This window comes from Clostridium saudiense (genome assembly GCF_000577815.1).
GTDB classification, from domain to species: Bacteria; Bacillota; Clostridia; order Clostridiales; family Clostridiaceae; genus Clostridium; species Clostridium saudiense.
Genome location: NZ_CBYM010000004.1, coordinates 133300 through 159237, shown reverse-complemented (window position 1 = coordinate 159237; position 25938 = coordinate 133300). Strand labels below are relative to the sequence as shown.

Annotated in this window: 19 protein-coding genes; 4 read left to right on the top strand and 15 right to left on the bottom strand. The window is 27.3% G+C overall.

Going from position 1 to position 25938, the window contains the following annotated elements; genetic code table 11:
- Together TY07_RS18295 and TY07_RS03810 are read left to right on the top strand one after the other, a co-directional pair.
- The gene (locus tag TY07_RS18295; RefSeq protein WP_172684747.1) at positions 1-495 is read left to right on the top strand and encodes a PTS sugar transporter subunit IIA; all 495 of its coding nucleotides are present in this window, start codon (positions 1-3) and stop codon (positions 493-495) included.
- A gap of 24 nt (positions 496-519) precedes the next feature.
- Positions 520-1941, top strand: coding sequence for a glycoside hydrolase family 1 protein (locus TY07_RS03810; protein ID WP_042395551.1), 1422 nt, complete (start codon positions 520-522; stop codon positions 1939-1941).
- Positions 1942-1998: 57 nt separating this feature from the next.
- Here TY07_RS03810 and TY07_RS03805 read toward each other — a convergent pair whose 3' ends face one another.
- The 7 genes from TY07_RS03805 to TY07_RS03775 form a co-directional block, all read right to left on the bottom strand.
- Positions 1999-2535 carry a hypothetical protein gene (locus tag TY07_RS03805; protein WP_042395549.1) on the bottom strand — a complete coding sequence of 179 codons (537 nt, stop codon included), beginning with the start codon at positions 2533-2535 and terminating at the stop codon, positions 1999-2001.
- 238 nt (positions 2536-2773) lie between these two features.
- Entirely contained in the window at positions 2774-3754 is a 981-nt protein-coding gene (locus tag TY07_RS03800) for an ABC transporter permease (protein ID WP_042395548.1), read from the bottom strand.
- Positions 3755-3758: 4 nt separating this feature from the next.
- Positions 3759-4868: an ABC transporter permease gene (locus tag TY07_RS03795; protein WP_042395546.1), complete on the bottom strand. Its 1110-nt coding sequence runs from the start codon at positions 4866-4868 to the stop codon at positions 3759-3761.
- Positions 4840-6399, bottom strand: coding sequence for an ABC transporter ATP-binding protein (locus TY07_RS03790; RefSeq protein WP_042395645.1), 1560 nt, complete (start codon positions 6397-6399; stop codon positions 4840-4842). Before TY07_RS03790 ends, TY07_RS03795 begins: the two co-directional genes overlap by 29 nt.
- A 175-nt stretch (positions 6400-6574) precedes the next feature.
- Positions 6575-7798, bottom strand: coding sequence for a BMP family ABC transporter substrate-binding protein (locus tag TY07_RS03785; RefSeq protein WP_042395544.1), 1224 nt, complete (start codon positions 7796-7798; stop codon positions 6575-6577).
- A 261-nt stretch (positions 7799-8059) separates the two neighbouring features.
- Entirely contained in the window at positions 8060-8608 is a 549-nt protein-coding gene (locus tag TY07_RS03780; protein ID WP_042395541.1) for a Uma2 family endonuclease, read from the bottom strand.
- Between the two features lie 94 nt (positions 8609-8702).
- Complete coding sequence (locus TY07_RS03775) at positions 8703-11450, bottom strand: helicase-related protein (protein WP_042395540.1); 2748 nt, start codon at positions 11448-11450, stop codon at positions 8703-8705.
- Between the two features lie 412 nt (positions 11451-11862).
- Here TY07_RS03775 and TY07_RS03770 point away from each other — a divergent pair, with 412 nt between their 5' ends.
- On the top strand, positions 11863-13218 hold the full coding sequence (locus tag TY07_RS03770) for a glycosyltransferase family 2 protein (RefSeq protein WP_042395537.1): 1356 nt from the start codon (positions 11863-11865) through the stop codon (positions 13216-13218).
- Between the two features lie 128 nt (positions 13219-13346).
- On the opposite strand, the gene TY07_RS03765 is transcribed toward TY07_RS03770, so the two are convergent.
- The 4 genes from TY07_RS03765 to TY07_RS03750 form a co-directional block, all read right to left on the bottom strand.
- Positions 13347-14615, bottom strand: coding sequence for a sensor histidine kinase (locus TY07_RS03765; protein WP_042395535.1), 1269 nt, complete (start codon positions 14613-14615; stop codon positions 13347-13349).
- A 387-nt stretch (positions 14616-15002) separates the two neighbouring features.
- Positions 15003-18908: an AAA domain-containing protein gene (locus TY07_RS17180; RefSeq protein ID WP_052330606.1), complete on the bottom strand. Its 3906-nt coding sequence runs from the start codon at positions 18906-18908 to the stop codon at positions 15003-15005.
- 239 nt (positions 18909-19147) lie between these two features.
- Positions 19148-19444 (bottom strand): hypothetical protein, encoded by a 297-nt coding sequence (locus TY07_RS03755; protein WP_042395531.1) that lies wholly within the window; start codon positions 19442-19444, stop codon positions 19148-19150.
- Positions 19445-19586: 142 nt separating this feature from the next.
- The gene (locus TY07_RS03750; protein ID WP_074431745.1) at positions 19587-21554 is read right to left on the bottom strand and encodes a UvrD-helicase domain-containing protein; all 1968 of its coding nucleotides are present in this window, start codon (positions 21552-21554) and stop codon (positions 19587-19589) included.
- A gap of 189 nt (positions 21555-21743) precedes the next feature.
- Between TY07_RS03750 and TY07_RS03745 the strand changes: the two genes are divergently transcribed.
- On the top strand, positions 21744-21992 hold the full coding sequence (locus tag TY07_RS03745) for a hypothetical protein (protein WP_042395636.1): 249 nt from the start codon (positions 21744-21746) through the stop codon (positions 21990-21992).
- Between the two features lie 98 nt (positions 21993-22090).
- Here the strand turns inward: TY07_RS03745 and TY07_RS18695 are convergent, their stop codons facing one another.
- From TY07_RS18695 to TY07_RS03725, 4 genes are all read right to left on the bottom strand, one after another.
- Positions 22091-22327 carry a DUF6179 domain-containing protein gene (locus TY07_RS18695; protein WP_042395634.1) on the bottom strand — a complete coding sequence of 79 codons (237 nt, stop codon included), beginning with the start codon at positions 22325-22327 and terminating at the stop codon, positions 22091-22093.
- 107 nt (positions 22328-22434) lie between these two features.
- Complete coding sequence (locus tag TY07_RS03735) at positions 22435-22881, bottom strand: DUF6323 family protein (protein WP_042395528.1); 447 nt, start codon at positions 22879-22881, stop codon at positions 22435-22437.
- Between the two features lie 161 nt (positions 22882-23042).
- Positions 23043-24233, bottom strand: coding sequence for a diaminopropionate ammonia-lyase (dpaL, locus tag TY07_RS03730; protein ID WP_042395525.1), 1191 nt, complete (start codon positions 24231-24233; stop codon positions 23043-23045).
- On the bottom strand, positions 24233-25837 hold the full coding sequence (locus TY07_RS03725) for a hypothetical protein (RefSeq protein WP_042395520.1): 1605 nt from the start codon (positions 25835-25837) through the stop codon (positions 24233-24235). The genes dpaL and TY07_RS03725 overlap by 1 nt, the downstream gene beginning before the upstream one ends.
- Positions 25838-25938 lie beyond the last annotated feature (101 nt).

Here is a 25938-nt window from a genome sequence, read left to right as displayed (position 1 = left end):
ATTGATGAAGATAAAATTGAAGAAAAACCACTTGTAGAAAGAATTGAGATATACTCTCCTATTGCAGGAACATTAGAGAAATTATCAAATGTTCCTGATAGAACTTTTTCTGACAAACTTGTTGGTGATGGTGTAGCAATAATCCCTACTGATGGAAAAGTATACGCACCAGCAGATGGTACAGTTATTTCTATAATGGAAAGCAAACATGGAATTTTATTTAAAACTAATACTGGAGTAGAGCTTTTAATACACATAGGTTTAGATACCATGAAATTAAACGGTAAGTATTTCAAATCTCATGTATCTAATGGGACAGAAGTTAATTTAGGAGATTTATTACTTGAATTTGATATAAATTCTTTAAATAAGGAAGGTTATAATTTAATAACGCCTATTGTAGTAACTAATATTGATAATTATATTAAAGCTGTTCCAATGTTATCTGAAAAAGAAGAAGTTAAAATACTAGATAACATCTTAACTATTGTTTAATTGCCAAGAAAGGATGAATTATATATGACTAAAAAGATGCCTAAAGATTTTTTATGGGGAGGTGCAACTGCAGCTAACCAATACGAAGGTGGATGGAATGAAGGTGGTAGAGGCCCTTCTATTGCAGATGTACTTACTGGTGGAAGTGTTAATAAAAAACGTAGACTAACTCCTCCCGTACCACTTGAAGATGAGTTTTATCCTAACCATGAAGCTACAGATTTTTATCATCATTGGAAAGAAGATATAAGATTATTTGCTGAAATGGGATTTAAAATTTATAGATTTTCAATTTCTTGGTCAAGAATCTTCCCTAATGGAGATGAAGAATTGCCAAACGAAGAAGGATTAAAATTCTATGATAATGTAATCAATGAGCTACTTAAATACAATATAGAACCTTTGGTTACAATATCTCACTATGAAAACCCATTACACCTTTCTTTAGAATATGGTGGATGGAAAAATAGAAAATTAATTGATTTCTATATTAATTTTGCTAAAGTTTTATTTACTCGTTATAAAGGGAAAGTTAAGTATTGGCTTACTTTTAATGAAATAAACATGCTAACAGTACCTTTTGGTGGTGTCTTCTGTGCTGGAATTTTAGATGAAAATGAAAATAATGAAGAAAATAGATATCAAGCTATGCATCATCAATTAGTTGCTAGTGCTTTAGCAGTTAAACTAGCACATGAAATAGATTCTAATAATCAAATTGGTTGTATGCTTGCATATCATAATGGATATCCTTATACTTGTCACCCTGAAGATATTTTATTTGCTCAACAATATGGCCAACTTCACAATAGTATTGCTGGTGATGTTCATGTTAGAGGTAAGTATCCTGGATTTGCTAAGAGATTCTTTGAAGAAAATAATATTAATCTTAAAGTAGATGATAATGATAATAAAATCCTACAAGAAGGTACAGTTGACTTTGTAAGTATAAGTTACTATTCAAGTATTTGTGTAAGTGCAACATCTGATGGTGAAAAGACTTCAAGTAATGGATCTGAGAATATTAAAAATCCATATTTAAAGGCATCTGACTGGGGCTGGCAAATTGATGCTACAGGTCTTAGATATGTATTAAATCAAATTTATGATAGATATCAACTTCCTATAATGATAGTTGAAAATGGTATTGGTGCAATTGATGAAGTAAGCCCTGATGGAAAAATTCATGATGATTATCGTATTGATTATATGAAAAAACATATAGAACAAATGAAAGAAGCTATCTATGATGGTGTTGAATTAATTGCTTATACTAGTTGGGGTTGTACAGATGTTGTTAGTGCATCAACTGGTGAAGTTAGAAAAAGATATGGTCTAATTTATGTAAACAAACATGATGATGGAAGTGGTGACTTATCAAGAATGCCAAAAGATTCTTTCTATTGGTATAAGAAAGTTATTGAATCTAACGGTGAAGATTTATAAAAAACAAGCTACTCTTTAGGAAAAAGGAACACTTTTCTCCCTCCTAAGAGTAGCTTATTATATGTATTTAAATACTATATTCATCTTACTTAACTTCTTATTAATATTTACTTTAATCTTAAAATTTTTACTTTCTATAAATATTAAACTCATTACTTCCCACAATAATACTGTTCCACCTGAATCTAATAATGATGTTAGTAAGGATTCTCCATAATATGTTTTTATATAAAACCAACAAGTTAAAAGAATTAATGCAGAAAATATATAATAACATATTCTTTTTATTCCCATAAGGCTGAACTTCTTTTGTAATATAAAAAATGAATTATAATAATTTATTATTCCTAATTTTGATTTTTCTTCTTTATCCTTATCCATAGCATCTTCTGGCATATTTATTAATAGTTCAACATTAATAGAACTTAATTTCTGTGGTACTCTTGAAATATATTCTTCAATCCATGAATGCACTTCCCCATTAATATCTCTCTCTGCAAGATTTCTATAATCTAAGGGATTGAATAACTCTTCATAGGAATTAACTTTAATTGGTATTGTACATTTAACCTTTTCTTTTGTTTTATCACTCATAAATTTTGCTCCTAAATCTTATATGTTCCCCCTTTTACATTTTTCTTATTAATATCATATTTTATACACTTTAGAAGAAATATTTTAACTAATAACAATTTGAAACTTTAAAAGTTGTAGTACCACTTATTAATACTACAACTTTTACTTTCCTTTCTGATTTCTCATTAAATTAAAATCTTCTTTTTTATTCAATTCAACATTCATTACTTAAAACAAATACATAACTCTTTCATATTTATCGTTCTTCTCTAAAATAAGATTTTCCAAGAGATGCAGGTGGCTGATTTTCTTTTTTATTCCTTGCACTAGTAATAATTAAAACAATTATTGTAACCAAATATGGAAGCATCTTAATTAGTTCTTGTCCACCTCTGCTAAGACCTGGAATATATGCATATACTACATATAATCCTCCAAATAAAATTGAACCCAAAATAGCATTTATAGGTTTCCATAATGAGAAAATTACTAATGCAATAGCTAGCCATCCCCTATTTCCAAACCCATTATTAGTCCATGTTCCACCTAAATACTCCATTACAAAGTATAATCCGCCTAAACCACTAATAGCCCCACCAAGTATAGTAGATACATATTTATACTTACTTACATTAATTCCAACTGAATCCGCTGTTGATGGATCTTCTCCAACTGCTTGTAAGTTTAATCCTATTCTACTTTTCTTTAAAAATATTCCTATACAAATGGAAAGTACAATTGCAAAATAAGTTAAAAATCCATAAGAAAATAATAAATCTCCAATTACAGGTATATCACACAAAACTGGTATTTTAGCTCTATATGCACTAGCAGTTACTGCAACTGAAATTTGTCCAACACCACCTGCTAATTTACTTATTGAACCTCCAAAGAAGTTACCAAATCCTATTCCAAAGGTAGTTAGTGCAAGTCCAACTACATTTTGATTGGCTCTAAGAGTAATTGTAAGGAAACTATAAATAAGACTACCTAAAGCTGAAAAAATCAAAGCACATACTAATGAAATTAAAAATCCAATAAATGCATTTGGATTTGCGCTACTATTTTCATAAAAGAATGCTCCCATAAGACCTGAAATTCCACCCATATACATAATTCCTGGTATACCTAAATTTAAATTTCCTGATTTTTCAGTTATAATTTCACCAGTAGCTCCAAATAAAATTCCAATTCCTTGTGCAATTGCTTTTTGAATAAATACTAAAACAACATTCATATTATTACACCTCCTTCTTAATTTTTGTGAATTCTAACTTATAATTAATAAAGAATTCGCATCCTATTAAGAAAAATAATATTATTCCTGTAATAATATCTGAAGCACTTTTATTAAGACCAAATTTTGTTGCAATTTGAATAGAACCTTGTTGCATAAAAATAAGAACTGCTGTAACTGGTATCATTGCAAATGTATTAAATTTAGCCATCCAAGCAACTATTATTGCTGTAAAACCAAATCCTCCTGCTATAGTTGTAGAAATTGTATGACTTGATCCACTAACAATAAGGCTTCCTGTAAATCCACATATTGCTCCTGAAAGAGCCATTGTTTTTAAAATTACTTTTTTTACATTTACCCCAGCATAATTAGCAGTATCAACCCCTTCACCAACTACTGATATTTCATAACCCATTTTGCTAGACTTTAAAAAGAAGAAGATTCCTATAGTTAATAAGGCTACTAAAATAATATTTAATCCATAAGTCATTCCAAATACCTTTGGAAACCATCCTGAATTGGTAATAGAATTAATAATTCCTACTGTATTAGATCCTTTTGGATTTTCCCAAAAAACAATACAGCAAGATACAATTTGTATTGCAACGTAATTTAGCATTAATGTAAATAATGTTTCATTAGTATTGAGATGAGCTTTAAAAAATGCTGGAATTAGTCCCCATATCATTCCTGCTACTGCACTAAATATAAAAATAAGTATCAATAAAACCCAATTTGATACCTTATCTCCCATATATATCATAAGAGCAGCTGCCATAGTTCCTCCCATAAGGACTTGTCCTTCTGCTCCTATATTCCAAAATTTCATTTTAAAAGCAGGTGTTAATCCAATTGCTATACATAATAATACTGTTATTTCGCGAATTGTTGTCCATAGTCTTGTACTATTTCCAATTGCACCTTCTATAATTGTTTTATATATTTCTATTGGATTTAAATGAGTAATTGGTACAATAAAAAGTGCACATGCTATCAAAGCAAAAAAAAGTGCTATTATACGAATTCCCCAAGCTTTTTTTATAGAAATAGTATCTCTTTTTACCATATGAAACAGTGGTTCTTTATTTGCAAGTTGTAAGTTTTTGCTCATTTTCCTCACTTTCCTTTCCACTCTTCGTCATAAGAAGTCCTACTTCCTCTTTATTAGTTGTTCTAGCATCTAATATAGCTGCAACTTTTCCCTTATTTAAAACAACAATCCTATCACAAAGTTCAAGTAAAATATCTAAATCTTCTATAACACAAATAACTGCTACACCTTTTTTCTTTTGCTCATTTATAAGATTATATATTGTGTAAGATGAGTTTATATCTAATCCTCTTACTGGATATGCAAGCATTAATACTCTTGGGTTGGAATTAATTTCACGTCCAACCAATACTTTTTGTACATTTCCTCCTGAAAGTCTTCCCACAGGAGTTTCTGCACTAGGAGTTACAATATCTAACTCTTTAATAATAGATAATGCTAATTCTTTTGCTTTTTTACGTGGAACAAAAAATCCTGAATTCTTTTTATAGTTTTTTAGCATCATATTATCAGTTATATCCATAGAAGATACCAGTCCCATACCAAGACGATCTTCTGGAACAAAAGATATCTTTATTTCATTTTTCTGAATATCATCTGAATTCATATTAGTTATGTTTATGTCCTTACCTTCTGATGAAGTATATATAATACTTCCACTTTTAATTTCTTGAATACCAGCTATAGCTTCTAAAAGCTCCTTTTGCCCGCTTCCTGCTATACCTGCAATTCCAAGTACTTCTCCACTATTAGCTACTAAAGATACATTATCTAAAGAATTTATTCCATCAGAATTAACACATGTTAAACCTTTAATTTCTATTCTTTTTTGTGGATTTATAACTTCATCTCTTTCAATATTAAGTACTATTTTTTGCCCTACCATCATTTCTGTAAGTGATTCAAAGCTAGCATCTTTTGTGTTTATTGTTCCTATATATTTTCCTTTTCTCAAAACTGAAACTCTATCTGAAATTTCTAATACTTCATTTAATTTATGAGTAATTATTATTATAGATTTTCCATCAGCACGCATATTTCGTAATACTGAAAATAATTTTTCTGTTTCTTGTGGTGTTAATACTGCTGTAGGTTCATCTAAAATTAAAATATTAGCTCCTCTATAAAGAACTTTTACTATTTCTACTGTTTGTTTTTGAGATACCGACATATCATAAATTTTTTGTGATGGATTTAGTTCAAATCCATAGCTTTCTGATAATTCCTTAATTTCTTTTTCAACTTGAACCATATTTAGCTTTTCTTTTTTTTCATTTCCAAGAATAATATTTTCTGCCGCTGTCAAAATATTAATTAATTTAAAATGCTGGTGTATCATTCCTATCCCTAATGAAAAAGCATCCTTGGGAGAACAAATATTAACTTTATTATCATTAATAAATACTTCTCCTTCATCTGGAAAATAAATTCCTGAAATTATATTCATAAGTGTTGTTTTTCCACTACCATTTTCACCTAAAACAGCTAGTATCTCTCCTTTATTAACAGAAAGACTTACTTTATCATTTGCAATAACTTGTCCAAACCGTTTAGTAACATTCCTCAATTCCAGTGCTACCTTTTCCACAATAAACACCCCTTTTTTTTAGTTAGGAGTTAATAGTTAAGAGTTAATAGTTAGTAGAATAAATTCAGCCGTGCTAAATTTTAAAAAAACATATATTTTAAGTCCCCCCAAGTAGTTTCCCCCTCAACTATTAACTCAAAACTATTAACTATTAACTGATAAAAGACTTTTAACTATCTTACTCTATTCCGTCAATTTTAATATCAAATGATGGAGCTGATGCTGCTTCTGATTCATGATAATATCCATCAGAAACATAATCTGCATATTTCTTATAGTCTTCATTTGATTCAATTAAATCTTCTAATGAAGAACCATCTACAGTAAATTTACTTGTATCAAATACATGAATTGTACCATCTTTAATACCTTGCTCTACTTCTGCTACCTTTTCTTCAGTACCTTCTGCAATAGTATTTTTATTTAATTCAGTTATGCAATCTGCTCCTTCTGAATATCCCTTACACCAATCTGTATCAATCTTTTCACCATCCATAACAGCTTTTACTGCATAAGTATAATATGGACCCCAATTAATAGATGCTGAGGTTAATGCTGTGTTAGGTGCTGTTGCTATCATACTTACGTTATAACCAACTATTGGAACACCAGCAGCTTCACAAGCAGTTGCTGCACCTACTGTATCAGCATGTTGACTTATTAATACACAACCATCTGCAATTAAAGCTTCAGCTGTAGATTTTTCTAAATCCATACTTGCCCAGCTATTTGTATATTGAACTTCCATTGTAGCTGACTCACATACGCTCTTAACTCCAAGATAAAATGCTGTATAACCAGAAATTACTTCTGCATATGGATAAGCCCCAACATATCCAATCTTACATTTATCTGCTGTTATTTCTCCCTTTTCTATCATTTCATTTAATTTCATACCAGCTACTACACCTGATACATAACGTGATTCATAAATAGCTGTAAAATAATTATGCATATTACTTAATCCTGAGCTTGCAGCTTTAAATCCTGTAGCATGGCAGAACTCTACATCTGGAAATTCCTTTGCAGCTTCAATCATATAATCTTCATGTCCAAAACTATTTGCAAAAATAACATTACATCCTTGTCCAACTAAATCTTTTGCTGTATCATAACATGTTTGATCTTCAGGTATATTTGTAACTTCAATAACTTGATCATCAGATAAACCTAAAGCTTCTTTCATTTCTTTAATACCAGTCATATGAGCTTCCGTATATCCTTCATTTTCATCTCCAATGTAAATAATCCCAACCTTTATATCAGATTTTTCACTAGTAGAGTCTTCGCTTTTAGCAGTATTATCTTTATCCGTATCTTCTGTGCTTCCTCCTGATTGACATCCTACAAGCATCATTACTGTCATAGATAATGCCAAAATTAAACTTAACAATTTTTTCATAAATAACTCCCCCTTCTATATTTTTTGATAATATTTATAAATTTGTTTACATTTAACAAATACTACACTTTTAAAACTTATATTCATTATTTTTTATATTTCTTAAAAAAATAAAAAAAACAAAGGTGCTGACATATATAAAATATGTTCAACACCTTTGTTGAATATTTCCATTTTTTATAATTTTAGTATACTACCCATTATTGAGTTGTCAAGTATTTTCCATTAATTAATCCAATAATAATCAAAACCATTCTTAAACTAATATATTTCTTTTAAACTTATTTTTAAATCAGTAAATACTGTACTAACATATTCATCTTCATTTTTATAAACATCAGAAATAATATATTGATTATCTAACAAAGAGTACTGTATAATTTTCCCACTTTGTTCTACAATATTATATTCTTCTACCTTAAACTTTTGATATACTGCAAGTTTAGTTATATAATCATGAGATGCCGTACTTTTAGAAACTACTTCAAATATAATTTTAGGAACTGAAGTAAAACTTTCTCCCTTTGTAGTAGCATTTTCACACATTACAAAAATATCGGGTTTATATTTATATAATTCATCTTTGCTTTGAAATATTACTTCTATTTGTTCATCAAAAGGCTCACATTTTGACCCTTTAAAGAAGTCATCAAGTTTAGATAATATTCTCCTTTTTATCCTATTATGCTCAATAGACGTATTTGAAGTTAAAAATATTGACCCATTATCAAATTCTGCTTTACCATTAAAATTCTTCTGAATTTCTTCAAAATCCTCTTCAGAGTAGATATAATCTTTAATAATATCCATTTTACCCCTCCTTACCACTCTTATTCTTACTTTTTATTATAGCCTAAACATATCTTTTCTTAAACATAAATTTTAATCTTAAGAAAGCTTCAATTTAATATCTATCTCTTCTTTTTCTATTACCCCTATTAAATCCATTTCTTCTGCTATTTCCCCTAAATACTTTCTTATATCTAAAGTCCTTACCATCATTCATCAATTCCTTACAAGCTCTACATCTTTCACTTGGATAATCCCAAGATAACTTTTTACCACAGTTTATACAAACTCTTTCATGATCTAAAAGATTAGTTAAAAGAAGTTCATTTATTCTATTTGCTGTATCTTCCTTTTCCATTGCAATATATCTATTATTTATCATCATATTAAAATTCTTACCAAAAGAATAATTTAATTCTAATGACTTATAATAACATTCAAGTTCATCAAGCTCCTTCTTTGAACTTACATTTTTCTTAAGTACTGGCTTCTTTAAATTTACTGCTCCAGAACTATACATCTTACAATACTCTTCCCACAATGCACATACTGCCTTATTATTTTCTTCAAAAGGTATTGTTGCCATTTTTAAAAGTTCTTCTTTTGAAGCCTCTATATTAAGCTTCTTTAATCTATTTAAAAGATAAATTATTGTTGTTACATCTGATTTTTCATAATATCCTTTTACAGGCATTGTACTCCATGTTTTTAAAGCATCTACAAGATCTATATTTATTTCAAGAATAGAATCTGGTATTCCTATAAAACATTTTTCAATTTTCTTTGTTTTTGCTTTTAATGCATCTCTTATCAAATTAGGATCGCTCATAGTTGCAACATAACCTTTATTATAGATACCTTTACGCCCTGCTCTTCCTGCTATTTGCTTTATTTCAGAAACATTTAATTTTCTTAGGGACACCCCATCATATTTTCTTGTTTCTAAAAATACAATACGTTTTATAGGAAGATTTACTCCCATTCCAATAGCATCTGTACATACTATTACTTCTGTTTCTCCATCTAAAAATCTTTCAAACTGTTTCTTTCTTGTTGAATATGGTAGTGATCCATAAATTATACTTGTTTTTATATTGTTATTAAGAAGCTGTGCTGAAACTGCAAGCGCCTTCTTTTTACCAAATACAACTAATGCATCTCCTGGTTTAACATCCTTATTTAAATCAAACTTTTTATCTTCAAATATCAGTTCCGTATCTCTTTTATGTTCAATAACTTCATATGTGTCATTACAATCTTTTATTAGCTTAATTATTACATCCTTTGCTTCTGGTGCCATACATATATGAACTTCTGGAGCCATTACACCTATTATAGCTCTTGTCCATGCCCATCCTCTTTGTTTATCCGCAATCATTTGAGCTTCATCTATAACACATACATCATAAGGAGTTCCAAGCTGTAGCTTTTCAATTGTTGATGATACATGCCCTGCATATGAAATAATATCTTCTTCTTCTCCTGTTAATAATGAACAAGATATATTTTCTGAATTAAGCTTATCTTGAATTTCAAGAGCTAATAACCTTAATGGTGCTAAATAAACCCCAGTTTCTACTTCCATAAGTCTTTCAATACTTGCATGTGTCTTTCCTGTATTAGTTTCACCAACATGAAGATAAAAATGTCTTTTCATCTCTCTAGTTTCTTTATATTCATATATTGGATTATCTAAAATTATTTCTTGAATTTCATCTTTTGCTTTATTTTTAATATAGATATTTTCTGATGTCCATACTAAACCTTTTATACATATCCAAGGAATACATTCTTTAAACTCTATCATTTCATCAATAGATGGTGCTTTTTCATTTTCTTTTAAATATTCCTTATAAAGAATATTTTCAACTACTGCAATTCTTTTTATTATTTCATTAATTTTATCTTCCTTAGATACAAGGTTTCTTCTAAAGCCTGGTAAATTAACACTTTTATAATATCCAAAGACCATACCTTTAGCATCTTCTAAAAATAAATTCATATGTTCTTTTGTCTTATAAATATTCACATTAATAAGATTATCTAATCTTTTATCAATTGAATTAACAACCTTAACTTTAAGTCTATTTATTCCTTTTGTTGATGAACTTGCCTCTTCACAGCTTTCTATCATAAGCTTTATTAATTTTTCTTCATCATCACTTTTATCTTCTTCTACAATTTCTGTATAACAATCATTAGCAATACCAAGTGCTACACAGCCCTTATCATAAATATCTAATAAAAGTTTTTCTTCTAATGGTGCTACCTTAACTGCAACTGCTGCACCCCATCTTGTTTTAAATCCGTTTCCTATTTCTACTTTTATTTTTTCTTCTATACTTCTTTTTTTATCATCATTTAACTCTTCTAAGTCTAAATCATAATATACCTTTCCATCTCTAGTTCTCTTATACCATCTAACACTATTCCATATGAATTCATCATTATATTTACTTTTAAATTTTTTATATAATTCACCTTTTTTTTGCTCCATTATAGTTGCTACTTTTTCATATATAACAGTAGCAATATCTTTTGGCTCATACTTATATACAGGTGTATCATCATCATTTTCTTCAATTTCTTTTAAGTCTTCAATATATGAACCTTCCCATGATACTTCATATAAAAAATCTTTCACATATGTATAATCATAAATATTAAATGGTCCATTATCTATTAAATCGACCTTTGAATTTATATCATACTTATTGTAATTTGAATCATCTATTTGAACTTTATTAACTTCTTTTATGTATTTAACAATTTCTTTTATTGTTTCATTAATAAATTCATTATCTATGTATTTAGCTATTTCATTTTTTGTTTCTTTTCTTAGTGTACACTTAATTGAGCTCATCCCATCATTCCTTTATAAATTACTTTGTTATATTTTATGAATCTTAATTCTTTATCTTATACCTAGCCGTTGTAATACTTCCGTCTCTTTAAGAAGAAGATATAAACAGATATCACTCCAAGACTAAATTCCTTATTTTTTAACCAATTCTAGTTCTTAAATTAGTTAAAAATTCCCCCTTAAGTTAAAATTTCAATTTATACAACATACATTTTATCACTATAGGTAGTTTAACAAAAATATATGTATTTGGGTATTTATTTACCAAACTATTTTTGTACAAATCATTTCCATTGCATAATTATCTATACTCTGCTAAATTATTTTATATAGTTGTCGAAAAATTAAGAATTATTTTACAATTATGAAATTCTATATTTTTTGTCAATCCCCTAAGGAGGGTTACTAATTAATGAACTATGAAAACATCATTTCAAACACTAACCAAGGTCCCACTCCAAAAAGAACTATATATATATCTGTAAAAGCTAAATTCATAATAGCTATTACCTTTTCGATACTTTGGGCATTATTCTCTATTTATCTATCAAAAGATTGGATTAAAGATTTAGCAAGTGTTACTAATTTATTTATAGCATTATTTATCATTACTGGAATTGCATACATCCCTGGATTTATAAATGCATTTTTGCTAGCTAGTATATTATTGGACAAGCAACCTAAATTTAAAAATGATGATCCTATGGATGAAGTAACTATTTTAATTGCAGCATATAATGAAGAAAATGGTATTTATAATACTCTTTCTAAAATAAAAGAACAAGATTACAAAGGAAAAATTAATACTATAGTAATTAATAATAATTCTAGTGATAATACTGTAAATGAAGTATATAGAGCTGCAAAAGAGCTAAATTTAAAAAATGTTAAATGTATAGATGAACCTAATCCTGGTAAATTCAATGCACTTAATAAAGGATTAAAACTTGCTAATACAGAGTATGTTATAACTCTAGATGCAGATACATTATTACATTCAAAAGCAATAAGATATTTAGTATCAAGAATAAATTCTGCCCCTTCAGATATTGCAGCTGTTGCAGGTAGTGTTTTAGTTAGAAATAGTAGAGATAATTTACTTTCAAAAATACAAGAATGGGATTATTTCTTATCTATTATGTCTATCAAAAGAATGCAAGGATTATTCCAAGGAACCCTTGTTGCTCAAGGAGCCTTTAGCATATATAAAACTGAACTAGTTAAAAGTCTTGATGGATGGTCTGATGCTATAGGAGAAGATATTGTATTAACATGGCAAATGTTAATGAAAAATAATAGAGTTTATTTTGAACCATTAGCTGTTTCATTTACAGATGTACCTACTAAGTTTTCTCATTTTTATAAACAGCGTTCAAGATGGGCAAGAGGAATGATTGAAGGATTAAGATTGGTAAAACCTTGGCAACAACCAAATATGTTTTTAAAATTTTTAACTGGTATTGATTTATTAATTCCTTATATGGATTTATCTTATACTATATTCTTCATTCCAGGATGTGTACTTGCATTATTCGGAAAGTTTTACATAGTAGGACCTATCATGCTTCTTGTATTACCTATAACATTATTAACATTTATTATTTTTTACTTTAAACAAAAAATATTCTTTAAAGCATTAAATTTAAAAGTTCGTAAAAATAAATTAGGTTTTACTACATTTATTCTCTTTTATCAAATGATAATGTCACCTATTTCACTTATTGGATATCTTCAAGAATTATTTGGAGCTAAAAGAGTATGGAAATAAATAATCTCCTATCAACTTTTCATACAATATTTACTTTAAATATAAATAAGCTTAAATAAACAAGCCGTATTCAGATTTAATTATTAAATTTAATCTAAATACGGCTTATTTCTATTTTTCATTAAATTTTATATACTAATCTTTGCAGGTATCTTTATTATAAATTCTGTAATTGTATCATTACTAGAAACTGATACTTTACCATTATTTCTTTCTACTATCTCTTTAACAATAGCTAATCCAAGTCCATGCTCCTTATTGCTGTTTTCCTTTGTAGTAAATCCAACATCAAAAATCTTATCTATTATTTCATCTTCAATTTTAGGTCCATTATTTTGTATTTTAATAACAACACTATTAAGACTATAATAAGTTCTAACTATAATAAGACCTTTTTCATTCATAGCTGTTACAGAATTATTTAATATATTTGAAACAATCCTTTGTATCTCCATTTCAGATACATTTATATCTTCTAATGAAGCCTGCTCATCAACAAAAATATTAATACCTTTATGTTTTATACCATTAACTATCATAGAAATAATTGAATCGTTATTATATATTTCAACTTCAGATATAATATTGTCATGTCCATTTATTATGGACTTTAAAGAATCCGTAAGCTTGTCATATTTCCCCATAAGACACAATCCATATAAATATGAAATTTGAGAACCATAATCATGCTTTACTTTCTTTAAATCATTTATTTTTTCTTCTAATTCTTTATTTAATAACATAATTTCTTTTGATTTTTTTTCAATACTTGCAAAATATAATATAATTCCTATAATAAATAACCCTGTCATTACAAATATGATATTCTTAATTATTAGGTTATCTATATCATATACTATAAAATTATAAGCTATTACCAAATCAGCTACTACAGTAGTTATTATTAATGACATCATAGATAAGTTTTTACTTCTAACAAATAAGTAAATTCTATAAATTAAGTCTTTTCTCAATAATATAAAAATATCCACTATAAAATATGGTACATATGTAATCATTATATATGCAAATTCTAACTTCTCAGTAGGAATCCCACCTTTGAAATATAAAAATAAATTAGACATAATAAGTGTATTAATATTTATAAATAAATATACAATAGATATAGAAATAGTTGCTCCTAATGAGTCCTTTTTAAATACGATTATTCCCATAAGTATTAATACCAAATGAGTAAGAATTATTCCTATACTTAAACTTCCTACTAAATATGTTGTTAAAGTAATAATAAGCCAAAAATTTGCTATTAAAAGTCCGAGCTTTAATTTACTATTTTTATCTCTATATTTAGTACAAAAATTTGGAATCAAAACTAGTACTAAGCTCTGAAGTATCGTATTAATTACATCTGCTAACCTTATAATTTCTGTTTTCATTACTTTTTACCTTTCATCATCCATCAATTTTATATTTATTTTTCAACAAATTTCCCTATAAAAATAACTATCTCATTTCTTTTTTCATATCTTATCTCGAATTATATCATATTTTTTCTTATTATTATACGTTTTTTATAATCATTATTAAATTTTTATAACTTTTTTTATATTATTAAGAAAACCAGTAAATATATGTTACCTCATAACTACTTAAATTATTTAACTCATATTTTATTAAAATATAAATTTATAAAATTATAAAATATATAAGCAAAAAGAGTTAGTATATTTATTATTTGCATAAACATATTAACTCTTTTTTCACTATATAAATAATATTTAATTTTAAATAATTTTCAGCAATTCTTTAAGATAAAAATATTATCAGTTTTCTGCTAATATCTCATTAACTCTTTTTACAATCCTATCAACTTCCCTTTGAGGATTACTCCACCAATTTTTGCTCCAAATTCTAATTATATTCCACCCTCTGCTTTCAAGATATCTTTGTCTATATATATCTCTTTCCCTAGCAGACTTAGAAGAGTGGAAAGCAGCTCCATCACATTCAATACCTAAAATATATTTAGACCTCTTCGTATCATAAACGCCTAAATCAATCTTATACCCCGATACCCCTATTTGAGTATCTACAACTAATCCAGCCTCTTCTAAAGCATCATGAACCTCATTTTCAAAATCAGAATCAAAATGTATTTCTTCATTTCTACCAACTTTAGAATCACATACACTATTTAAAATCTCTTGAGTTAACTCCCTGTTTCCATCAGAAACAGCTTTTACATATTGAAGATACCTCTTAAATAACTTAGGTCCATTATTTTTTAAAGAGTCAACTTTTAATTCTTCTGGTTCGATAGATGTAACTAGATAAATTTTCTTTTTAGCTCTACTAATAGCAACATTTAACCTATTTTCACCCCCATCTTGAGATAAAGAACCAAAATTCATGACAACTTTACCATGTTCATTTTTAGCATAGGCTGTAGAAAAAATAATAATATCTCTTTCATCCCCTTGAACATTTTCGATATTCTTTATAAATAAGCTAACATCCTCATTATTTTCTACTCTTTCACTTTCTGCTGTATATAACACTCCAAATGCAGGATCTTTTCCTACTTCAAGCTCTAACATTTTATCTATACACTCTCTCTGATTAATATTAAAAGTAATAATTCCTATTGTTTCATTTTCTTTTCTATTAAATAATATATCCTTAATTAATTTAACTACCTCTATAGCTTCTCTCTCATTTCTCCTATCATTCCACCTACCATTAACTTTAATTCTTTCTATTGGTTTTACACCATCACCACTTGTTTTTGAAATATTAGGTGATACCTCTAACTTTCCTCCATAAAAAGCATAATTAGAAAAATTTATTAATTCATCATATTTAGATCTATAGTGATAATAAAGTGAAGTTGAATCAAAACTATACTTTGCTAAATCTAAAAGACTTTCTTCTTCTAAAGCAGCTGCACTTTCCATATTCTCTTCATCCTCATCTTCATCTTCATATCTACCTAAAAAAGTTGATGATGGTCTTAATTGTTTATCATCCCCTGCTACTATTACTTTTTTTCCCCTATATATTACTGGAATTGCTGATTCAATAAACATTTGTGATGCTTCATCAAATATAATCACATCAAATAGACCCTCTGTTAAAGGTAATACTTCTGATACAGATTCTGGTGATAGTAACCAACAAGGATATAATTCAAATATACTTGAATCAAATTTATTAACAAACTCTCTTATAGGCAATAACTGACTCCTTTTAGTACATTGCCTATACATCTCCTTCCAGAGTTTTTCATTAGCACTCTTATTATAAATAGCATTATTATCCCACATCCTATTTATATATTCAGGTACCTTTTTCCTTTTATTAATCATTTCTTCTGATATTTCTTTTCTAATAGTTTCAAAATTTTCTACTCCCTCAAGCTCTTTTCTATATTGACATTGAATTCTTCCAATATGAACTTGAATTGATAAAGTTGCTATATTCTTAATTATATTATAAGCATACTTAAAATCTTTCTCCTTATAATATATATACTCTAATACTTTCAACTGATCTTCTTCAATATCATTTACTACCCCTTTTAATGACATTATTTCATCATACCTATTTAATACTTTACTGATAAGCTTTAAACTACTAATAACTTCTTGTTTATTATCAAAATTATTAATAATTTTTTTAACCTCTTTAGTAACTAAAATGTCATTTAAAAATTCTAGTTTATATATTACTGATTTAATACTCGATATTTCATTAGATATTAGTGTTGTTAATTCTTTCTCTTTTTCATTAAATAACTTTAGATTTTCCTCTTCTTTAGCTTTATTTTTCTTTAAATTTAACCAATACTTTATACTAAGTTTCGATCCTATAGTTAATTTATCTAAAAGATATCCATTTTCTTTTTTATTAATTTCTTTTACACTCTCAATTAAATTTTTATTTTCTAAAACTATTTTCTTAGAAATTTCGTTATACTTATTATTTTTATTTAATTTACTTATTATATCTTCATAGCTAGCTATAAGTTTGTTTATATTATTCTTTGAATCTTCTAAATCATATAAGTCTATATTATCTTTTAAATAATCTACATACTTATTACTACTCATTATTTCTTTCAATTTATAGTATTTTTCTGCCGTTTTCATTGATAAAAGTGAATTCGAAATACTTTCTAATTCACTATATTTAAGCCACTCAAATGGATAATTTTTTCTAAACTCTCTAAAAAATATATTAAGCCTACTATCACTTTCTATATTAACTTTAGATTTGCTATACATCTCTTGTAATGTTAATCCAAACTTAGTTTCTTTAGTTAAAACATTTGTTAATATGTTTAATTTATTTAACTTTTCATCAATATCTATTGATATATTCTCTATCTCCTTTATATTAAGATCATTTTTTTGCAATGAATCTATCCTATCTGCAACTTGTTTATAAAAATCCTTTTTATTAACTTCATTACTAAACCTTATCATTTTAGAATTAATACTAGCTGAACGATTAAATATTACATCTAAAGCTGCTTTTTTTTGTGAAACCATAAGAACTTTTTTACCATTACTTAAATATTGAGATACTATATTAACTATAGTTTGAGATTTCCCTGTACCAGGTGGTCCATAAATAACAAGTTGTGAATTTTCTTGAGCTTTTTTTACAGCAAGCTCTTGACTATAATCCAAATCTGAAATAAAGAAAAATTCTTTTTCCTTTATATCATTATGCTTTTCTCCACTATCTCTATAGCCATCACTCAAAGCTTCATTACCAATGTCTATATTCTTTAAAAGCTTATTCATTAAACTATTGCTTAAATCTTTACTTTCCATCTCCTTATAATCATTATAAATTGAACTTGCAATATTAAATTGCCCCAATATAATGTTATTTTTGATTATAAGCTCACCTAAATTATAATTAGGCATTGTATCTCTCGTTATCTCCATAAACTTTCTTACTTTTTTTTCATTAAATATAATTTTTATATTATACTTCTTTAACTCTTTAATTGCTCCCTCTATAAAATTTTCTCCGAATACTGATAAATCATTATATTCTGTATTTATGTCAATAATTTTCTCTTCATTGAATTTGGCATATCCTATAAGAAATACCTTATTTAAAAGAATAGAATCATCAACTTTATTTTTTAATACCCATCTATCTCCCTTTTTATTAATCTCTACAGGAAATAAAAATAATGGTGATTTTATAAATGTTTTATCTTTAAAATATCCTTCTACAAATGGATATCCTATATATAATTCATACCTACCTGTTTCCTTTTCAATGCTTTTTATTTCCTTAGTTAATGTTTTTATATTATCGGAATATCCAATTAGTTTTTCTTTTTTTCGCCTTAATTTCTCATTATCTTCTTCATACTTTTTATCTAATTTTTCTTTAATTGCCTTTTCGTCTATACATTTTTCTGTTTTTTTTAAATTTATTAACATCCTTTTTTCATTTTCATTGTACTCTTTCTCCAACTTCTCTAGTTTGGATGTATACCACTCATAAGGATCTGGTGATATATACAGTTCTTTTTTATTTCTCGATAAAATAAACTTTATTACCTCTTCATCTATATTTTCTGTAAACTCATCAAGACTTGTAATATCAAATGCTCTTCTTTTATATATCTTTTTCATTACAAGGCTTCTATTTCTTCCATTTACATTAACTAATCTAGTGCTATATTTTTCTAATATTTCTTTCATTTCCAACTCCCACCAACTTCTTTATAAATCATCTGTATATTAAAACCATATGTACAAAAAATAATATTTAGTAATACTATTTTCTATTTCTTTATCCTATTCTGTTCTTATCTTTTTTGGAATAATATTGCTATTATTGGCAAATTCATATATATTTATGTATTAAGAGTAAGTTGCACAAAATTATAAAACAAAAAAGAACCCTAGCAATAACTATGGTTCTTTCCTTAATTTCAATATTAATCAACTTTAGTTTTATAAGCTTCCATCATTACAAATACAGCCGTTAAGATATGCATTATCATTCCTAAAAATGGTATCCATCCAAGAGCATTACCTACAATCCCTAAAATACTACCTGTTATAGGCAAGTCCTCCTTTTTTGATAATACTAAATTTACAATATGGAATGCTAGCATAGCTGCTAATGGTACCCATACTAATCCTATTATTATACTTGCACCTATTACTGGAATTCCTAATAAAGCTTCGATTCCTCCAGCAACCCATTTGGTTACTCTTACTGTCTCCTTCATAATTCTCTCCTAATAAACTATTTATTAATTCCATATTATATATTCAAAATACCTTAATAAAATTCCTATATATTTAACTTAGTATCATCTATACATTTTTATTGGTTTACATATATTATTGGGGCTACTTTTAATATATTATTTATACTAAATTCACACTACTAATCATTCTCTTATTAAAAGATGGAATATCATCAACTTCTTCAAAATCATCATTAATAATGACAATTTCATTTCCATCAGTAACAACACCATACTTAACAGTATCAAAAATATTCATACATATCTTAAGATGACTAATTTCACTCTCTGTTCCTGATCCTAATTTATTACTCTTAATAAAAATAAATGGTACTTTATCTTTATTTTCATAAACATATACAACAATATCAACTACTTCAGCCTTAGCTTCTATATTAACTTTAACTTCAACATCTATTAAATCCTTAGGATATCCATATCTATTCATAAGCTCACTAATAATCCATTGTCTTGTGATTTCTTCACTTTTATAAATATCGTCAATCTTATAAGTAAATAAATACTCATCAATATCAATCCTATGTAATTTTCTAAAATTACACTTAGAATTAATTCTTAAATACTTACAGCTTATATCTTTAATAAATTTAGATGGATTTCCATAACTACTTAAAAATAGCTCTTCTGTAGCTCTAGTCATTCCTACATATAATAATCTTCTATCTATAGATTCAACAAAATCACTATCTTCAAATTCATTTGCAAAATCTCTTGAAGGAATAATTTTATCATTAAGTCCAGCTATTATTACAGCCTTAAACTGTAACCCCTTAGCACAATGCATAGTAAGAAGTTTTACACAATCTTCATTAAAATCTAATTCTTCATTACTTTCTAGTTCTTTATAAGGAATATTATTTTTTTCTAAGAAAATCTTAATATCCTTAAGTTGATTTTTAAACTTACTTATTATTGCAATATCTTTGTAGTCATACTTATTTTTTAGCTCATTTTCTATTGTTTCAGCAATATATTCTGCTTCTGATACTTTATTTTTAAATCCTCTATATACTGGATAAACCCCTTGTTTATCAATTAATGATGGCTTTACAAAATTATCATCCTCAAGGATATTTTTATCATCTTCAATTAAACTATATGCTGCATATGCTATTTGCATTGTTGTTCTATAACTCTTTGATAGTGATGTAGATTTGCCTGTCATATCAAGTCCTATACTAGTAAAGCTTCTTCCCTTTACAAGCCAAGCTTCTGGATAAATGCTTTGTGCTGTATCTGAAACAAATAACATACTAGAATAGCTTCTATTCATATATAATGTTTTAATAAATTCTAATTGTACTCTTGTTAAGTCTTGTGTTTCATCAACTATAATATGAGTGTATTTTTCTCCAACTTCCCTTTTTGCTTGCTTTAATGCCATTAATGCAACATCTTGAAGATCTACTAGCTTTTCTTTTTTTAAGTTATCATTATATTGAATCATTACTTCAAAAATAGCTTTTCTTATCTTAGAATTCTTTCTTAATTTGTGTGTTGATTCCACATTATTATTTGATATTCTTCCTATTCTATCAATTGTTTGATATTCTTCAATGTCTGTATAATTACAGGATTTCATCCACCTTATTTCTTCTATAATAAAGGTAAGATTCTTTCTATCTAGTACGTTTACTTTTTCATACTCTTGTTTTACTACATTTATTGCTTCCACCATAGCTTTATTTATTTGCTTTTCAGTAGCAACTCTTAATTTTTCTAGCTTTTCTTCTTTAATATATGAAGTAAAATACTTAAACATCATATTATCAATAGTTTCTATATATAGCTTGTCCTTATCTCCGCTTTCATATATTCCTAATGTTAATTGTTCATTTTCTTTATTTCTTTCTATTTCTTCATATATATATTTAATATAATTTATTAATGATTTGTTATATGTAATAACAAGGATTTTATCATCTTTTTCATAAGTATAATCCTTTAATAAAAATGGTATTTTGTGTACTGCTACTGTAGTTTTTCCCGAACCTGCTACCCCTTTAACTAGTACATGACCATTAGGTTTGTTTTCAATTATTCTTCTTTGTTCAACATTCAACCTCATTGTACTCTCTCGTTTCCCCTTTTATTTTATCTATAGCACAATTATACCATATTTTGTATATTAACTCTTCTATAAATCCTTTTTTCTTAACTATTAAAACCTTAACTTTTTAATTCTTACCACCCACTATTCTAAACTTGAATATTCTCATTTGTATTACACACAATAATCTTGAAAGGAGGCTATTTTATGAAAAAATATATTGCTATATTTCTGATTTTAATTGGATTAATATCTACTACATTTATTTCAATACCTGCATTTACTAAAAATATCTTTACAGAGGGTGTTTATAAATCGTCTGATTTTAACTTTTCAGAAGATAAAACTTATTTTGTACAGAACGTTTCATCAGAAAACGCTGTTTTCTTAACCCTTTATGACGAAAATCAACTTGTAATTCAAAGTATCCGCTTAGAAGCTAATTCAAATAAATAAAATATAACCTCATTGTATAATTTGAGATTATTTTTCCAGTTATCAGTTATTTCTAAAAACTCTTTCAGATTATTGGCAATAATTATACCAATTCCTTATTATCTAATACCATTTTGTAATTGTTTATTTAATAAAAATATATTTTCTATCTTATTTCCTTGCTCATCATAATAATTTATATCTGCCCCTTCAATATAGCCCTTTGTATCCCTATCTAAAACTTGACCTTGCATTTTTAAAAGTTCTTCAGCAATTTCAACTGGAACTGACGAGCTATCTCCCATAGTATATCTCTCTGTAACCTTTCCTAATAAAGTCCAAAGCTTTATTTGCATCATTTCTTTTTCTTCATTACTTATATTAGCTAGGTTTGAATTATTTAAAAGCTCTAAATAAAAATTATTTTCCACCATAGTATCTCCTTTTATAACCTTAAGTTATTTTATCTTTCTCTATTTAATCCATATCTAGTATTACGGCACAACTCTTCAAGATTTGTTCCACTTAAGTACTCTATTGATCCTTGACACTCACCATTAAAATACTCTTTCATAAATTCTATTAATTCATCATCAGCTATTTGATCCATAGCTTCTCCCTTAAAAAAATAAAAAATATCTTGTAGTTCTTCTAGTGTTTCTTCATAGTTTTCCTGAATAATATAAGGAGAATCACAAAATGCTTCAATTAACTCTTTTAAAATACCATCTCCAAATTCTATTCTTCCAGTATTCTTTAAACTTTCAAATCTTTTATTAATTAAATTTTCAATTTGTGTATCTGACAATGTAACTCCATATTTCATTGTAATTTCATTACATTTTTTTATTTCCATTGCTAATTGTTTTTTCTTCATATTTTGAATAGTTAAAGCAAAATTTTCACTCATTCCTATCACCTCTCATATAGCTTACTACTGTTGCTACACAAGTACTAGACTTGAAATTTTCGCTATTTTGTGGTATTATAAGAGTATAGGAAAAGTGCTATAAAGCTTGAAATATCAAGCTTTACAGCACTTTTATTTTTTATCAATTTTTTTATTATTTCTTACCTCGTATATTCTCCATCCCATACTATTTTTCTATAATTTTCTTTATCCGTGTCTCCTTCACTATTAAAAAATAAAATAACTGAATTTTCATCTAGCATTAATTCTTCTTTAAGCCACTTTAAATCTTTATTTCTTAAAACTTCACTTACAAATCCAAAACTTGAAGCTCCACTTTCCCCAGAAATTATTTTTTCATCACCTTTTAATGGATTGCCTAAAATCCTCATTCCTTGTGCTGCTACATAATCTGGACAAGATATAAAGTTATCAGCATAATCTTTTAAAATTCTCCATCCTACTGTTGTTGGTTCCCCACAAGCAAGCCCTGCCATAATAGTTTTCATCTCCCCTGTAACTGGGTGAATTTTACCATCATTAGCTTTAGCAGTTTTAAAAATACAAGCTGCTTCATTTGGTTCTACTATTGTTGTAATTGGCCTGTCTTCACCATAAACATCACCAAAAAAGCCTTGTACTGCAGCTGCAAAAGATCCCACTCCTGCTTGTACAAAAATATGTGTTGGCTTTACTCCATTTAATTGATTATAAGCCTCATAAGCCATTGTAGTATATCCTTGCATAATCCAAGTTGGAATATCTTCATATCCATCCCAAGCAGTATCTTGAACCATTACCCATCCATTTTTTTCTGCCAAATTATTAGAATATCTAACTGCATCATCATAATTAAACTCTGTAATTTCAGCTTCTGCCCCTTCAGCACGAATATTATCTAATCTTTCTTTTGCACTTCCCTTTGGCATATAAATCACACATTTTTGCTTTAATTGATTAGCTGTCCAAGCCACTCCTCTACCATGATTTCCATCCGTAGCTGAAATAAAAGTCAAATCTCCTAGCTTTTCTCTTACTTCTTTAGAAATCATTCTTTCATAAGGCATATTTTCAATATCCTCATCTAACTTTTTAGATATATAATTTCCAATAGCAAAGCTTCCTCCAAGCACCTTAAAGGCATTTAAACCAAAACGATATGATTCATCCTTAACATAAATATTTTTAACCTTTAATTTCTTTGCTAAATTATTTAATTCTACTAAAGGTGTTTTTTTATAAATTGGAAAGCTTGAGTGAAATCTTTGTACTTTTTTTGCAGTCTCTAATCCTAAATGTTTCACAGAAACTTTTTCTTTTTTTCTCTCATAGCTTACTATTTCAAAACTCATTAAATATCTCTCCTTGTTGCTTTATAAATTTTCTTATACTCATTAGCTTCTTCTATAGAAACATCTCTTTTATTAGTTCTTAAAAACATATCTTTATCTAAATAAACTCCATTATTTTTACTATTATCGAAATTTTCTTTTGAACTAAATATAGTAAACTTTTCTTTATATGGACTATGATTATAAATACAAAACAAAGCACAATTTCCACATTCATTACATAAATCATCAATATGAACTGTATATTTCTTACCATCCACATTAACTAACTTATTACTCCTGTTAGGACAGACATCAACACAGTTTTTGCACTTTGAGCAAAACTCGCTATAATCTCCACCTTTAATTTCAGCCTTCTTTTTAATATTTTTTGAATAATTAAAATCTGAAATTGATTTAGATGCAAGTGCTTCTAATTTTTCTACATTAATCTTTGTAATCTTGCCTCTCTTATAATCCTTGCATTTTTCGTTTAATCTTGTAATATTTTTATATCCCCCTTGCTTTAATAACAAAGTTGAAACTGTAACTGGATAAATTCCGGTATCTAAAATATCTTTTATGTTATTTACATCAGCTCCCCCAGAATATGAAATTGGTAAATCGCCATTAAATTCTTTTGCTATCATAGCTGCAACATTTATTGAAAATGGGTAAAGTGGTGGACCAGACATATACATATCATTTCCCTGTAATTCATTTCTTGTAATCTTAACTGGAAATGTATTAGTTAATTTAACTCCGAAAACTAAGTTTTTATTTTCTGCAATTTTAATTAATCTTCTAATAATATCAGTTAACTCCTTAAAAGAAATATCATGTTCAAAAGCTTCTTTTGATAAAACAACATAATCATATCCAAGCCCCTTTAATATTTCCTTTGCTTTATCATATCCAACTAATGTTGGATTACACTTTATATACACACTTAATTCTTTTTCATTTAATAAATACTCTGCTATTTTTTCAATTTCTTCTGGCAAACATCCATGCATTGTAGACAAGGTTATAGTATTACAAATATTAGGTGTTATATTTTCAATATATTCTGCTGTAACATTTTCAAATAGATCTAAGTTTTCAAGAGAATATTTTTTGCATTCTTTCCATATTTCTGTGTTTGAAGCATCTTTTAACCCTTCAATAAAGTTATCTATTTTCTTTGATTTAATACCTTTTAAGTCATATCCCACACTCATATAAAAAACAAAATCATTTTCATCATTAATATTAAATTCTTTTGAAATTAATTTAAGTAAAAACCATGCTTTTATATATTCTTCTAAAGCCTCTTGTACAGTTAATTCTGTAGACCATTCAGTATTATAAGCTTCTCCTTCTACATAAATACAAGGTTTTAAAATACCTAGTTCTTTACCTTCTAATACTTGAACTGTTTTTAATTCAAAGTGATTTGCACCACCTGCATAAGCTGCTAATATATTTTGAGCTAATTGCGTATGGGGCCCTGCAGCTGGACCTATTGGACTTTTAATTCTTTCTTTTGATACTGGTACATAATATATAGTTTTTTCTCTTTTATATTCTTTAATAGCTTGATTTAAAAGTTCTTTAAATGATATAGGGGTCATTTTATCACTCATAATTTACCTCCCATTCTCTTCCATAATTTAGTTTATTCTTCTCTTCACCTTACCATTACTTTCTCTTTATTTAAATATTGTAATTAAGTATTCACACTTTT